This is a genomic window from Yersinia enterocolitica, assembly GCA_002082245.2.
Taxonomy (GTDB): domain Bacteria; phylum Pseudomonadota; class Gammaproteobacteria; order Enterobacterales; family Enterobacteriaceae; genus Yersinia; species Yersinia enterocolitica_E.
Genome location: NBTC02000002.1, coordinates 2124894 through 2140689 on the forward strand (window position 1 = coordinate 2124894; position 15796 = coordinate 2140689).

Genomic DNA, 15796 nt, shown 5'->3' on the forward strand with positions numbered 1-15796 from the left:
AACACCCGCACAACTGGTACGACCTCACAGCAAGATTAGCAGAGGGAAATCACTTCATCGCATGCTTACGATATAATCTAGAGCGAAATCACAGTTTCCCTCTGCTACTGCGACTTACATTATGAAAAGATGGGGATTATTTGTGGTGAAAATAGTCACTGATATCTGTCTGACCACAGCACATCCCCATCACCAACTAAAGTTACATTTTAAGCTTGGTATTGTTTCTCTCTAAAAACGAGGGGCCGATACCTGGAACTTCGAGTAACTGCTCAATATCAGTAAAAGGGCCGAACTGCTCGCGATAATTAACGATAGCCTCTGCCTTCTTCCTGCCAATTCCGCTCAGGAACTGGGCCAACTGTTCCGCATTAGCACTATTAATATTGATTTGGCTATATGCACTATCCGTTGAGCTGCCAGCTGTGGTTGTTGCCGTTGCATTGGTCTTATCCGCCACTTTGGCAGGCGAAGAGCCTGCTTTTAGCTGGCTATTTATTGGAGTATGGCTTTGCGAATTGAGGTCTTTATTCTGAGTCGTACTCGTAGGGCTGACGGGAGCGGCAAAAACTACCTGCTGGATATTCAGACCTGCGAACAATGCGGTTATAACAAATAATTTTCCTATGAATTTCATGCTGTATCCTCCTTGTGTTTGACAGCATGACTACCTTGCCGCAACCTCCGATTCATCACAAAGGGTAGATTTCAGATATGCGAAAGGTCGCCAAAGCGACCTTTCTTTATTACATCGAGTTGCAGATGTATGCGAGACTCATGGCAATTATGGTTTTATTGCGGCTGCTGTTGCTCCGCTGGCCCCATCTTAATGGTTGCCTGTTTGTGCAGATTTGCCATCAATGCATCAAAAGTCACACCGCTTGACCCTTCTAGCATTTTAGCGCTAAAGGTCTTCATCTCGCCTTCCGGCAATTTACCCGGCGTTACTGATAGCAGTTCGATCAGTACGATGTTGTCTTGACGATCCTGGGATAAGCCATAAACCGACTGATCTTTTTGCGGATGAGGCAAGGCAAAAATAGTCTGCACTAATTGATCATCGTCTGGTGCACGTGACAAGGTTTTCTTCTCGCCAAAGCTGATACCAGCAGCTTTCATCGCCTCTTCGCCTTTACCTTGTTTCAGTGCAGTCAGGAGTTTCTCACCATCAACACGTGCCAATTGTTCTGCTTTCTGACGTTTCACCAACTCAGCAACCTGATCGCGTACTTGATCAAATGGTTGAATACCTTCAGGTTTATGAGCATCAATGCGGATAACAAAAGCACGGTCGCCGTCAACAGTGATTACATCTGAATTACTACCTGGCGCACCATTTTCACCGACCAGGCCACCGTCAAAGATTGCCTGTACAACCGGTTTGAAGTTAACCTCAGCAGGTACTGCGTCGCGAGTAAACCAGCCAGTTTGCTTAGCTTTAGCACCTGCTGCTTCTTCCGCTGAGGCTAGAGATTCGTTATCACTGGTAGCGGCTTCACTGACCTTTTGCTGTAACGCGTAGTAAGCGTCAACAGCTTTTTCCTGCTTAACTTGTTTTGCCAGTGCATCATGCACTTCTGACAAAGGTTTAACCAGGGCAGGTTTGATGTCATTTAAGCGAACAACCAGATAACCCACCGAAGATTTAACCACATCAGACAGTTGGCCCTTCTCGGTCAAATTCGCTTGTTTCAGTTCATCAGCCGTAGTTTCTGGTTCCAACCACCCCAGTTCACCCCCATTTTTGCGGGAAATGATATCGGTAGATTTCTCTTTTGCCATCGCAGCAAAATCAGCACCTTTTTTCAGCTCCTCTAACGCCGCTTTGGCTTCAGCTTCAGTTTTAAACTGAATCACACTGTAGTTGCGTTGTTCCGGCTGGGTATAGCTGCTTTTATGCAGTTCATAATACGCCGCGATATCTTCCTCGGTGAGCGTGATTTTGTCCTGCATCGCGGCAGCATCCATCGTAATGAAACTGACTTTCATCTGTTCCGGTGCAATGAAGCTATTCTTGTTCTGGTCGTAGTAGGCTTGCAGCTCTTCATCAGTGACTTTCTGCTGTGCCTGAAGGGCTTTGAGATCAACTGTCGCCAGACGAACTTCACGTTGCTGCAAAATCAGCTCTGACATCGCCTGTGCTTCGATAGGCAGAACAAAGCCAGTATCACCAAACGCTTGCAGCAATTGTTGATTAATGAGCTGCTGACGCTGTAATTGCGCGAATTGATCAGGGGTGTAGCCCATCCGATTAACCAGTTCGAGATATTTGTTGTTATCGAACTTATTATCGGTCTGGAAATAAGGTGCCTGGCGGATGGCATCTTTAACTTGTTCGTCGCTAGCAGTCAGGCCCAGTTTTTTGGCGTACTGGTCAAGCAACATGTTGTTGACCAACTGCCCCAATACCTGCTGGCGTAATTGCAGCATGTAGCCTTCATTGGCGGCCAGTGCGGAGAATTGTTCACCTAATTGCTGCTGCAAGCGGCCACGCTCACTCTGTACAGCTTGTTCTAACTGAGCACGACTAATCTCTTGGCCATTAACTTTGGCTGCGAAGTCGTTGGAACCGCCAATCAGATAGCTGCCAACCCCGGTCAGGATAAAGGACAACATGATCAAGGCCAGAATGATTTTGAGCACGACGTTATTAGCAGCCGCGCGTAAATTGTCCATCATAATGTGACAATACTCCGCTGTAATATGGATTAAAACTGTTGCGCAGGTCTAAATAAACCCAGCATTCCTTGCGACAGCCCTTCGTGCTGCTGCGCGTTAAACTGCTTACTCTATTTGTTACTGCCTATTTTTGCTCTAAACGGGTCGCTGATATTCTCTCGTCAGACTAACATTTTACACCCGTTTAACGCTCAGCCAGTTCAACTGCCTAAGCGAAAAAAAAGCGCATCATTAACGATGCGCCTTGTATCTTACCTTACCAGCTCAACTGCGTCAGGTTATTGTTTAACACAAACAATATATACCCTTGGTACTTGAAGTTGCACAGGTGCCCGCTACTTTCACTAACCCGAATCGCTGACCTGAGCAGACTCATCGGTATTCGTTCGCTTACAACCTGGCTGCTACTTCATTTCCTTTGGGTATACGCGCAGATGAGAATTGACGCGGCAATCAGTTTACTGCGTCTTTCAAGCCTTTACCGGCACGGAAGCCTGGTACTTTAGCAGCAGGAATACTGATTTCTTTGCCTGTCTGAGGGTTGCGGCCAGTACGTGCAGAACGCTCACGTACTGCAAAAGTACCAAAACCAACCAGAGCTACATCATCCCCTTCTTTCAAAGATTCAGTAACAGAAGCAATAATTGCATCTAACGCGCGCCCAGCGGCCGCTTTGGAAATATCTGCACCTGCGGCAATTTTGTCGATCAGTTGTGACTTATTCACTCTTTCATCCCCTTTAGAATTCTATCGTCGCGCCGAAAATCCCTACGGACAACACGACAGCGCAGCTGTTATATCAATCCTATCCAACCTTGGCAAGCAGCCCAAAGGCATAAACTTTTGTCGGACAGACGAACTAACTTAGCGGCACAAAAAATAGCTGGCAAGTAGCATTTCACTTACCAGCATCAGTTTTATCAATACTTCTTGCGATCCGTCACTATTTTGACGCTACCGGCTGTGCCCCGAAGGCTGGATTTTGCAACGCGATGGCTAAAACATCATCAATTAGTTTAACCGGATGAATCTCCAGATCAGCGATAACATTGTCTGGGATCTCTTCCAAATCACGTTTGTTATCCTCGGGAATCAGCACAATTTTGATCCCGCCACGGTGAGCTGCCAGCAATTTCTCTTTCAAACCGCCGATTGGCAATACTAAACCACGCAAGGTGATTTCACCGGTCATCGCCACATCCGCGCGCACTGGGTTACCGGTCAGACAAGAAACCAGCGCGGTACACATAGCAATACCTGCACTCGGGCCATCTTTCGGCGTCGCACCTTCAGGCACATGCACATGGATATCGCGTTTTTCGTAGAAATCAGGGTTAATACCTAATTTATCTGCGCGCGCACGTACCACTGTCAGTGCCGCCTGAATTGATTCTTGCATCACTTCACCCAGCGAGCCGGTGTAAGTCAGCTTGCCTTTGCCCGGAACGCATGCAGTCTCAATAGTCAGTAAGTCACCACCCACTTCCGTCCATGCCAGCCCAGTCACTTGGCCTACGCGATTCTCAGTATCAGCTCGGCCATAATCGACCTTCTGCACACCTAAGAAGTCTTTCAGGTTGTCACCGTTGATTTCAATGTGCTTAACCGTTTTATCCATCAGCAGATTTTTTACTGCTTTACGGCACAGTTTGGAGATTTCACGCTCCAGACTACGCACCCCAGCTTCACGGGTGTAATAACGGATAATGCTCATAATGGCACTGTCATCGATGGTCAGTTCGCCTTTCTTAATGGCGTTGCGCTCAAACTGTTTCGGCAACAGATGCTGCTTGGCAATATTGAGTTTCTCATCTTCGGTATAACCGGACAGGCGAATAACTTCCATACGATCCAGCAACGGCGCTGGAATATTCATGGAGTTGGAGGTGGCAACGAACATGACATCCGACAGATCATAATCCACTTCCAGATAGTGATCGTTGAATGCAACGTTTTGTTCTGGGTCCAAAACCTCCAGCAGTGCTGACGCAGGATCACCGCGCATATCGGACGCCATCTTATCAATCTCATCCAACAGGAAGAGTGGGTTCTTCACCCCAACTTTCGCCATCTTCTGGATCAATTTACCCGGCATAGAGCCGATATAGGTGCGGCGATGACCACGGATTTCCGCTTCATCACGCACCCCTCCCAGCGCCATACGGACATACTGGCGGCCAGTAGCACGAGCAATAGATTGCCCCAGAGAGGTTTTCCCCACCCCAGGAGGCCCTACCAGGCACAGGATTGGCCCTTTAATCTTGCTAACACGGCTCTGTACTGCGAGGTATTCTAAAATACGATCTTTAACTCGTTCCAAACCGTAGTGATCGGTATCCAGAACTTCCTGCGCTTTTACCAAGTCTTTTTTAACTTTACTGCGGCTGTTCCAAGGCACCTGCAACATCCAATCAATATAACCACGTACTACGGTTGCTTCCGCAGACATCGGTGACATCATTTTCAGTTTTTGCAGCTCAGCTTCGGTTTTTTCACGTGCATCTTTCGGCATTTTGGCCGCTTCGATTTTACGCTTCAGCGCTTCGTGCTCATCAGGCGTATCGTCCATCTCGCCCAGTTCTTTCTGAATGGCCTTCATTTGCTCGTTCAGATAGTACTCGCGCTGGCTCTTTTCCATCTGTTTTTTGACGCGATTACGAATCCGTTTTTCAACCTGTAACAGATCGATTTCTGATTCCATCATCGCCATCAGGTACTCCAGACGTTCGGTGACATCGAACATCTCCAGAACAGCCTGTTTATCATTTAACTTCAACGGCATATGTGCCGCGATAGTATCCGCAAGACGTGCTGCATCATCAATGCTGTGCAGTGAAGCCAGCACTTCTGGTGGGATCTTTTTATTCAGTTTGATATAGCCTTCAAACTGATTAATCGCCGTGCGAACCAATACTTCTTGTTCACGATCGTCCATCACTGGCGATTCAAGATATTCTGCCTGAGCAGCAAAATGCTCACCGCTGTCGGAAAGCGTGGTAATACGCGCACGCTGTAGCCCTTCAACCAGCACTTTGACCGTGCCATCAGGTAACTTCAGCATTTGTAAAATCGAGGCTACAGTGCCTACTGAAAACAGATCGTTGATACCAGGCTCATCAGTCGAAGCTTCTTTCTGCGCAACCAGCATGATTTTTTTATCATGGTCCATTGCCGCTTCCAGGCACCGAATCGACTTTTCCCGGCCAACAAACAGTGGGATCACCATATGCGGATAAACCACCACATCGCGCAGAGGCAATACGGGGATTTCTATGCGTTCGGAACGCTCAGGGTTCATAGAGCTCTCTCTTAGTTTAGCTTCCGCCAGATTACTGGGAATCTCGTGAAACACGAGTCATCACGAGTTTCACTAAATAGGTAATTGAGTATATGGGGACGAATGTCTTACATTCAACGATTACAATGCGAGGAAAAAGAAATGGGGGATAAAATCCCCCATTGTCATACTAACCATCTGGATTATTTGGCTAATTATTCGCCAGAAGCTTGGGCTTCCGGTTGGCCATAAATCAGCATCGGCGCAGATTGGCCAGCAATAACTGACTCATCTACCACCACTTTCTCCACACTGTCCATTGACGGTAAATCGTACATGGTATCTAGCAATGCGCCCTCTACGATAGAACGCAGGCCACGAGCACCTGTTTTACGCGCCATCGCTTTCTTGGCGATTGCAGTCAACGCCTCATCGCGGAACTCAAGCTCCACACCTTCGAGATTGAACAACGCCTGATACTGTTTGGTCAGTGCGTTTTTCGGTTCTTTCAGGATCTGAATCAGCGCGTCTTCACTCAATTCACTCAGTGTTGCAACTACCGGTAAACGGCCAATAAATTCAGGGATCAAGCCGAATTTAATTAAATCTTCTGGCTCAGCCTGACTCAACAACTCGCCTTCGGTTGCTTTTTCTGACTTGCCTTTTACCGTAGCCCCGAAACCGATACCCGTTCCGGTGTTAATGCGCTGCCCGATAACTTTGTCCAGGCCGGCGAAAGCACCACCACAGATAAACAGAATTTTAGAGGTATCAACCTGCAAAAACTCCTGCTGCGGATGCTTACGGCCACCTTGTGGTGGTACGGCAGCAATCGTCCCTTCAATCAATTTCAACAGGGCCTGCTGCACACCTTCACCCGAGACGTCACGCGTGATAGACGGGTTATCAGACTTACGTGAAATTTTATCAATTTCATCGATATAGACGATACCACGTTGCGCTTTCTGCACGTCGTAATCACATTTCTGCAATAACTTCTGAATGATGTTTTCAACATCTTCGCCCACGTAACCTGCTTCAGTTAGCGTGGTCGCATCTGCCATGGTAAACGGCACATCCAGGAAACGAGCCAATGTCTCTGCCAACAGTGTTTTACCACTACCGGTTGGGCCAATCAGTAGAATATTACTTTTGCCCAGTTCGATGCCATTACTGGTATCACCATTGCGCAAACGCTTATAGTGGTTGTATACCGCAACTGCCAACACTTTTTTCGCCGGTTCCTGACCGATGACATAATCATCCAGGTGATGGCGGATTTCGTGCGGCGTAGGCAGCGAACTGCGCTCCCGATGCGGGGCAACTTCTTTGATCTCTTCGCGAATAATGTCGTTACACAAATCGACACATTCATCGCAGATATACACTGACGGCCCGGCAATTAGCTTACGCACTTCATGCTGGCTTTTGCCGCAGAAAGAGCAATACAGCAGCTTTCCAGAACCGTCTTTGCGCTTATCTGTCATCAGTAAACCTCTTCTTCAGTATCTGCCACACCCGAAACTATGGTGGCAGGGAGACTATTCTCGCTATTGCTGGACGCCACGCTAACCTTCAGCGGACAGCCGATATATCGGGTAGTTAGTGAACAATGTGCAATACAACTGTTCGATTACACGATTTGTTCTATTTACATACACTATAGTATATCGGCTCACAGAAATAAGTCGTTAGTCACGACGGGTGAACACGGAATCAACTAATCCGTATCCTACAGCCTCTTCAGCCGACAAGAAACGGTCACGTTCAGTGTCTCTCTCTATTTCTTCAAGAGATTTTCCCGTGTGAAGTGCCATCAGTTCATTCATGCGCGATTTCACTTTTAAAATCTCTCTGGCATGAATTTCAATATCTGTCGCCTGCCCCTGGAAACCGCCCAACGGTTGGTGAATCATTACCCGTGAATTCGGCAAGCAGAAACGTTTACCCTTAGCACCCGCAGTCAACAGGAACGCACCCATTGAACATGCCTGGCCCATACAGATAGTGCTGACATCAGGTTTAATGAATTGCATGGTGTCATAAATTGACATCCCAGCAGTGATCACCCCGCCTGGTGAGTTGATATACAAAAAGATGTCTTTTTCTGGATTTTCTGCTTCCAGAAACAGCATCTGTGCCGTAATCAGGTTGGCCATATGGTCTTCAACCTGACCGGTCAGGAAAATAATGCGCTCTTTTAACAGACGGGAGAAGATATCGTAAGAACGCTCCCCACGTGAAGTCTGCTCAACTACCATTGGCACCAGAGCCATGTTAGGTGCAAATTGATCTCGTTCGCCACTGTATGACATTACCGTCTCCTAATAGAATTTACTTTGGCGCCATTCATAACCGATTCTACTTGAGATAAGTAATGATGACTATGTTCATGCATCAAGGTCGCGTGCAAGCCGTCTGGTTACCCAGACACATTCGACGGTGGTAATCAGCCAGTGTTTCATCAACATCTTATATGAACGTCTGTTAGGTTAATTGGGGGATTAATCGTCTTTTTCAAGCCCCTGAGCACTTTTTTTTAACCAAGCGGACGCTCATTATCTTTGCTGTAATCCTGACGCTCTATTGATTGTTCATCTGTTAAGTATTGCATTTCACTTTTCAAATATAGCGCAGATTAGGGCGAAACATGCCAGATTAATCATACTATTGAGTGATTATTGTTACAAAAAGAAAAGCCCGTAGCCAAAGGCTACGGGCTTAATCAATCAAAAAACCGGATATACCCTTCGTATCAGGAGTTGCAGAGTGCCAGCTACCGACACTCACCCGAATCACTTTACTGCTTTAGCTCATCGGTATTTGTTCAATTGCAACCTACCTGCAACGCCAATTTTTTGGCGATATATTACATCCAGCTTGATGCGCTAAAAAACATTACGCAGCAGTGGTCTGATTCATCAGTTCACTGAAGGTAGTTGGTTTTTCAGTTACTTTGGCTTTAGCCAGCAGAGTTTCTACTGCTTGTTCTTCCAGAGCAACGTTACGCATATTGTTCATCAGCTCTTTATTTTTGCTGTAGAACTCAATCACTTCTTGTGGATCTTCGTAAGCAGATGCCATTTCTTCGATCAGTGCTTTAACGCGATCTTCATCCGCTTTCAGCTCGTGCTGGCTGATAACTTCGCCCAGCAACAAACCAACAACTACGCGACGTTTAGCTTGTTCTTCGAACAATTCACGTGGCAGTTCAGCAGCTTGTTTCTCGTTACCACCAAAACGCTGTGCAGCCTGACGGCGCAGAACGTCGATTTCACCTTCAACCAGTGCCGCTGGAACGTCAATTTCGTTAGCGCTGACCAGACCGTCAATTGCCTGAGTTTTAACACGGTTGCGCACTGCGCCTTTCAGCTCACGCTCCATGTTTTTGCGCACTTCAGCACGCAGACCTGCTACTGAACCATCAGCAACGCCGAAACGCTTGATGAATTCTTCAGTCAGTTCTGGCAGCTCACGCACTTCAACTTTCTTCAACACGATGTCAAATTTAGCTGATTTACCTTTCAGGTTTTCTGCGTGGTAATCTTCTGGGAAGTTTACGTCGATGGTGAATTCTTCACCGGCTTTATGGCCGATAACACCTTCTTCGAAACCTGGGATCATACGACCCTGGCCCATTGCCAGTACGAAATCAGACGCTTTACCACCTTCAAACTCTTCACCGTCGATAGAGCCGGTGAAATCCAGAGTTGCGCGATCTTCTGCAGTCGCAGCAGCGTCAGTTTCTTTCCAGGTAGCTTGTTGCTTACGCAGAGTTTCCAGCATGGTATCAACGTCAGCGTCGTTTACTTCAACAACTGGCTTTTCTACTTCAATGCTTTCCAGATCTTTCAACTCAACTTCTGGGTACACTTCAAACTCAACGGAATAAGTAAAATCTTCGCCCTGCTTGAATTCACCAGGCACATAGTTTGGTGCACCAGCTGGGTTGATTTTTTCTTTAATGATCGCATCAACGAAATTACGTTGCATCAGGTCACCCAGAACATCCTGGCGAACAGATGCGCCGTAACGCTGTTCAACGATGTTCATCGGCACATGGCCTTTACGGAAACCGTCGATACGAACACTTTTAGCGGCTTTCACTAATTCGCTTTTTACTGCTTTCTCAATGCTGTCAGCAGCAACAGTAATTGTTACACGGCGGCCAAGGCCTTGAGTGGTTTCAACAGAAACTTGCATCTTGTTACCTCAAAAAAATCACAGTGCTCGGTCAACTCCAGAAGCTGCAAACAAAGCAACACCATTAAATGATGCTAACTCTGAAAACACCCTCTAAGAACCGGGACGGCCGCATTATACAGAACCGAGTATCCCAGATGTCAGAAGCGTCCCGAAACCATTCCGGAAAAATAAGACGCGACATTATAGCGGCGCACAGGTTATGAGTCGAGGAAAGCAAGCGAATGTTGTCGCGGTAAAATTCACGCGTGAATCGTTCCCTCAGCTAAAACTACTGTGGCGCACTAAGGAAATAAATGTGTCGCCTATACAGAAACACAAACGGCCCTGAGGCCGCTTGCTAAATTCTCACCTACTAATACCCTAAATCAGGCCGGAATTACTACTGTTATCCAGCCTGTTTTGGATTAATACTGTCACTTAAGCCAATGTACCTGCGCCACGACAAGATGGAGAAGTTGGTACCGTGTCTTGTAACCCCGCCCACTCTTTCAGCGTGTAGGTATGTAAAGCCAATGCATGAACAGTGCCGGCCAGCTCATCAGCCAACACACTATAAATCGCACGATGGCGACTGAGAAAGCGCTGATCTTGAAATTTATCGCTGACGATCACAATTTTAAAATGACTTTCAGAACCGGCTGGAACATTGTGGCGATAACTTTCATTAATCACCTCCAAATGATCCGGTTCAAATGCCACTTTTAGTTTTTCTTCAATTTGTTCCCGAATCAAAATCATCATGATCTCCTTACCGCTGAGGCAGAAAGCTGCCTACTACCTATCTATTCCAAACCCAATACCTATCTATTGCAAACCCACTACCTACTGCAATATTAGTTGATTTTCGCTGTTTTATAACATTTCAGATACAAAATATCCCGAATATCTCCCTTCTGCTCATTTAAGGTATAAGGCTAATCTGATAGTCAGGGGAAAAGGTTACTTGTAAGGTCTTTAAGCGAAATGAAAGGTCACAGGGCGAAAAATCACTTTTTTTGCTGAATTTCTCTACATCAGGATCTTCCACCAGCCAATCTCAGTGCTATGATGGCGCGACTGCACATTCGCAAAATAACATGGCAGCTATCCCGCTCTGATTATTAAAGAATTCCATAACTATTGAGAAAGTGAACATGCTAAAGAAAATTCTTTTCCCGCTGTTGGCTGTTTTTATACTGGCGGGTTGTGCTGCCAGTAACAACACTCTGAATGTCACCCCGAAGGTGGTATTACCACCACAAGATCCAACTCTGATGGGGATTACTATCAGCATTAATGGTGCAGACCAGCGTCAAGATGCTGCACTGGCTAAAGTAAATCGTGAAGGCCAACTGGTGGTATTAACCCCATCCCGTGACCTGCGCTTCCTGTTACAGGAAGTGTTGGAAAAACAGATGACTGCTCGTGGCTATATGATTGGTACCGATGCTCCAGTTGATTTGCAGATTGTAGTAAACCAACTGTTTGCCGATGTACAGGAAGGTAACCTGCGCTACAACATCACCACTAAAGCGGATATTTCCATTACTGCGACCGCAAAAAATGGTAATAAACAGGTTAAAAACTACCGTGCCAGCTACAACGTTCAGGGCGCATTTACTGCAACTAACGAAAAAATCACCAATGCCGTTAATACGGTGTTGAGCGATGTTATTGCAGATATGGCGCAAGATACTAGCGTCAGCGGCTTTATCAAACAAAATGCCCGCTAATCGGTTGTTTGCTTAATATCATTATTACTGCTTAACAGAATGCTTTGCCCCGACCTTGGGGCAGAGCATGTAGGTCTCACATGCCCAATCGCTATTCAAACCTTTTTACCCAACGTAACTCCCTTATTCTTCTGTTGTTGGGGTTTGCTTCCGGCCTTCCCTTGGCCCTTACCGGTGGTACGCTGCAAGCATGGATGACGGTTGAGAACGTCGATCTGAAAACCATTGGTATCTTCTCTCTGGTTGGTCAGGCCTACGTCTTCAAGTTCCTCTGGTCCCCCTTGATGGACCGCTACACTCCCTCGTTTCTTGGCCGTCGGCGCGGTTGGTTGGTGATAAGCCAACTGTTATTAATCGCCGCGATTATTGCCATGGGCTTTATGGAGCCGGCGAAGCATTTATGGTGGTTGGCGGCAATTGCCGTGTTGGTCGCCTTCTGTTCGGCATCGCAAGATATTGTTTTTGATGCCTATAAAACCGACTTGCTCACCGCAGAAGAGCGCGGTACTGGTGCCGCAGTTTCTGTACTGGGTTATCGTCTCGCAATGCTGGTGTCTGGCGGGCTGGCGCTATGGATAGCGGATCGCTATCTTGGCTGGCAATCCACTTACTGGTTAATGGCCGGGTTAATGTTAATTGGGGTGTTTGCTACCTTATTAGCTCCTGAACCTGATATCCGTATCGCGCCACCAAAAACGTTGGAACAGGCGATCGTCGCCCCATTGCGTGATTTCTTTGGCCGCAACAATGCATGGCTGATTCTGCTGTTAATTGTGTTGTACAAAATGGGCGATGCCTTTGCCGCGAGTTTGAGTACCACTTTTCTGATCCGTGGCGTTGGGTTTGATGCCGGTGAAGTCGGGTTGGTGAATAAATCATTAGGACTGATTGCCACAATTATTGGCGCACTGTATGGCGGCCTGTTAATGCAACGCCTGAGCTTGTTCCGCGCGTTGATGATATTCGGTATTTTACAAGCTATCTCGAATGTGGGTTATTGGCTGTTATCCATCACTGACAAGAATATCTTCTCCATGGGCAGTGCCATCTTCCTGGAGAATCTGTGTGGTGGCATGGGAACTGCGGCCTTTGTCGCATTGCTGATGACATTGTGTAACAAGTCATTCTCCGCGACACAATTTGCCCTGTTATCGGCGCTGTCCGCCGTTGGGCGCGTTTATGTTGGCCCGATTGCTGGATGGTTTGTTGAAACACATGGCTGGCCATTGTTCTATCTATTCTCTATTGCGGCAGCCATTCCAGGCCTATTCCTACTGTATATTTGTCGCCAAACGCTGGAACACACCCAGAAAACTGATGAATTTATGCCTCGAACTGCTTTTAAAACCGCTTATCGCTGGGCGCTACGCTTGTTGACGGTTGGCTGCATATTGTTAGCTATATGGCTAATTTTACTGATAAGTAACGCATTGGATTGGACCGCCGCTCCACACGTAGCTGATATGTTGTTGTTACGCGGTATTCAGCTCAGCGTAGTCGGGATGCTTCTGGGTGGAATATTAGATTATCTGGCACTCAGGCGCGAAAAATTAGCCTAATAAACTGCATTAGATGACAAAGGCCGGTACTTATACCGGCCTTTTTTATGCCAGTAAAATAAGCCACCTGAATCCTTCCTTGCTCACTTATTGATATGAGTCACATATTTAAGTAACAGTTGCACATTGCTATTCACAAAGTGAGATCCGCATCACTTTCAACTATTTATCCTTTCGTGCTGTGGGACTATGATGAGCGCACTTTTTGTTAAGGACTGTGTCCTTTTGTTTCCCCTGACATCTTTCAACTACACAGAGGCATTTATGCGTAAAATTCTTATCGGTGCGCTCGCGCTGACAACAGTCACTTTGGCTCCAGTTGCACAAGCTGAATACCAGTGGGGTTTTGGTAATATCAGCATGAACTATCTTGACTGGACCCGAAGCACTACGCATAAATCAGGGGGTTCATCACATAAAGATGACTTCGCTTATATCGAGTTAGAAGGGGGTGCAGGTTATAGCTGGGGGGAGGTCTATGGTTTCTTTGATCTAGAAAACCCATTTAATTCAAAAACAGCACAACCCGGCGATAATCAGCGCTACACCTTTAAAACTACTGGCCGCTACTATTTAGGTGATACCGGTTTCAATCTGTACGGTCACGTCTATGGTACTTACTCGCTACCGAGTGCTGAAGGTAATGATTACAGTAACTTCCACGAAGTGAACACCCTGTACGGTATTGGCTATAACGCAACGCTAGCGGGCGTGTGGATGAAGCCTTTCGTGGCATTACATTATGTTGATCAAACCTATTATTCAGGTAATAACGGTTATGTGGTGGGTTGGGTTGCAGGTTATGACTTCACCGCGTTTGATGAAAAATTCAGTATTACCAACTGGAACGAGCTTGAATTCAACCGTGCAGAACGCTATGCAGCAGGCAATGGCGGCCGTAACGGTGTGAATGGTGCCATTTCACTGTGGTGGACACCGATTAAGCAATTTACCACCGGTATTCAGTACCGCTATGCTTATAACAAGTTGGGGGAAGACTTTTTACAAGATGCCATCATTTACTCTATTAAATATAATTTCTAGCTAAATGATTCCGAGGTGGCTATTTAGATCACCTCGGAATATATTTTAATTTACTTTTACACCACATATTATTTACATAAAATAAGTCTATCTACGAATTTAAAATCAGTATTTCCCATGAGTAAAAGGCTAATTACTGTTGTTTTTCCTTAACATCCGCAGTCTGGCAGCTATGTCCTACCGCCAACATATTGTTGCTATTAGTAAATTACCGCGCAAGGCAACATCTGTGACCCCCTTAACATAAAGTGTCAACAAGCCGCTGACACAATCTTAAGCATGTTTACAGTCTTGCAACCTTCCCGTAAAATGCCCGCACACATGAAACGACAATAGAGCCCTTTTGTAATTGAGGTCGTTAGATGAGACTTAAGAAATACATTAAAAATATGGGTATGTTGTCTTTATTTGCAGCCACTGTAATGCTCAGTGGTTGCGATATGGCATTGATGAACCCCAAAGGCGCAATCGGAGTCGAACAAAAAACACTGATACTTACTGCTATCGGTTTAATGTTGATCGTCGTGGTTCCGGTTATTTTTATGGCGTTTGCTTTTGCATGGAAGTTCCGCGCGTCCAACAAAAGTGCGACCTACACCCCAAACTGGTCCCATTCCAACAAAATTGAGCTTGTTGTCTGGGCTGTTCCAATCATTATCATCGCTATTTTGGCGACGATAACCTGGAAAACCTCCCACGAACTTGACCCGTTCAAACCTATCGTAGTGGCTGGTAAAGAACCGATCACTATTGAAGTGGTTTCCCTTGACTGGAAATGGCTGTTTATCTATCCAGAACAAGGTATTGCTACAGTTAATGAACTGGCCTTCCCTACTGACGTTCCGGTGAATTTCAAAATCACTTCTAACTCAGTAATGAACTCGTTCTTTATCCCTCAGTTAGGCGGGCAGATTTATGCGATGGCCGGGATGCAAACCAAACTGCATCTGATTGCTAACGAACCTGGTAAATATAATGGTATTTCCAGTAGCTTCAGTGGCAAAGGCTTCTCTGGTATGAAATTCACTGCAATCGCAACACCGACGCAGGAAGAGTTCAACCAGTGGGTCGCACAGGTGAAAAAATCGCCGAACACCCTGAATACCACTGACGATTTCAATAAACTGGCTGAACCGAGCGAAAATAACCCGGTTGAGTATTTCTCCAGTGTTAAACCGGAGCTGTTTAAAGGAATTATTGGCAAGTTTATGGGCGATATGAACATGCACCAGAAAGGCGATGATACCCATTCAGGTATGGATATGAGCCAGGGCATGGATATGGGCGAACACGCCGCTCACGCCGGAGCCGAGGAATAA

The 15796-nt window shown here is 46.3% G+C and carries 13 protein-coding genes and 1 pseudogene; 5 read left to right on the top strand and 9 right to left on the bottom strand.

What is annotated here, in order from left to right:
• Positions 1–202 precede the first annotated feature (202 nt).
• On the bottom strand, positions 203–637 hold the full coding sequence (locus tag A6J66_011260; protein ID PNM24710.1) for a transporter: 435 nt from the start codon (positions 635–637) through the stop codon (positions 203–205).
• A 155-nt stretch (positions 638–792) separates the two neighbouring features.
• Positions 793–2679, bottom strand: coding sequence for a peptidylprolyl isomerase (locus tag A6J66_011265; GenBank protein PNM24711.1), 1887 nt, complete (start codon positions 2677–2679; stop codon positions 793–795).
• A 281-nt stretch (positions 2680–2960) separates the two neighbouring features.
• On the opposite strand from A6J66_011265, the gene A6J66_011270 reads away from it, so the two are divergent.
• Positions 2961–3185: a hypothetical protein gene (locus tag A6J66_011270; protein PNM24712.1), complete on the top strand. Its 225-nt coding sequence runs from the start codon at positions 2961–2963 to the stop codon at positions 3183–3185.
• Here A6J66_011270 and A6J66_011275 read toward each other — a convergent pair.
• The 7 genes and pseudogenes from A6J66_011275 to A6J66_011305 form a co-directional block, all read right to left on the bottom strand.
• Positions 3133–3405, bottom strand: coding sequence for a DNA-binding protein HU-beta (locus A6J66_011275; protein PNM24713.1), 273 nt, complete (start codon positions 3403–3405; stop codon positions 3133–3135). The genes A6J66_011270 and A6J66_011275 overlap by 53 nt on opposite strands.
• A 217-nt stretch (positions 3406–3622) precedes the next feature.
• On the bottom strand, positions 3623–5977 hold the full coding sequence (locus tag A6J66_011280; protein ID PNM24714.1) for an endopeptidase La: 2355 nt from the start codon (positions 5975–5977) through the stop codon (positions 3623–3625).
• 194 nt (positions 5978–6171) lie between these two features.
• Positions 6172–7443: an ATP-dependent protease ATP-binding subunit ClpX gene (clpX, locus tag A6J66_011285; protein PNM24715.1), complete on the bottom strand. Its 1272-nt coding sequence runs from the start codon at positions 7441–7443 to the stop codon at positions 6172–6174.
• Positions 7444–7647: 204 nt separating this feature from the next.
• Positions 7648–8271: an ATP-dependent Clp endopeptidase, proteolytic subunit ClpP gene (clpP, locus tag A6J66_011290; protein PNM24716.1), complete on the bottom strand. Its 624-nt coding sequence runs from the start codon at positions 8269–8271 to the stop codon at positions 7648–7650.
• A gap of 583 nt (positions 8272–8854) precedes the next feature.
• Positions 8855–10159: a trigger factor gene (locus A6J66_011295; protein ID PNM24717.1), complete on the bottom strand. Its 1305-nt coding sequence runs from the start codon at positions 10157–10159 to the stop codon at positions 8855–8857.
• Positions 10114–10379: pseudogene (locus tag A6J66_011300) on the bottom strand (hypothetical protein). The gene A6J66_011295 and the pseudogene A6J66_011300 overlap by 46 nt, the downstream one beginning before the upstream one ends.
• A gap of 200 nt (positions 10380–10579) precedes the next feature.
• Positions 10580–10900 (bottom strand): BolA family transcriptional regulator, encoded by a 321-nt coding sequence (locus A6J66_011305; protein PNM24718.1) that lies wholly within the window; start codon positions 10898–10900, stop codon positions 10580–10582.
• 395 nt (positions 10901–11295) lie between these two features.
• Here A6J66_011305 and A6J66_011310 point away from each other — a divergent pair, with 395 nt between their 5' ends.
• The 4 genes from A6J66_011310 (at position 11296) to A6J66_011325 (ending at position 15796) form a co-directional block, all read left to right on the top strand.
• Positions 11296–11874, top strand: coding sequence for a hypothetical protein (locus tag A6J66_011310; protein PNM24719.1), 579 nt, complete (start codon positions 11296–11298; stop codon positions 11872–11874).
• Between the two features lie 80 nt (positions 11875–11954).
• Positions 11955–13433: a muropeptide transporter AmpG gene (locus tag A6J66_011315; protein PNM24720.1), complete on the top strand. Its 1479-nt coding sequence runs from the start codon at positions 11955–11957 to the stop codon at positions 13431–13433.
• A 264-nt stretch (positions 13434–13697) separates the two neighbouring features.
• Positions 13698–14477, top strand: a complete 780-nt coding sequence (locus tag A6J66_011320; protein ID PNM24721.1) for a hypothetical protein — start codon at positions 13698–13700, stop codon at positions 14475–14477.
• Between the two features lie 362 nt (positions 14478–14839).
• A complete protein-coding gene (locus A6J66_011325) occupies positions 14840–15796 on the top strand; it encodes a cytochrome o ubiquinol oxidase subunit II (GenBank protein ID PNM24722.1) in 957 nt (318 codons plus the stop codon).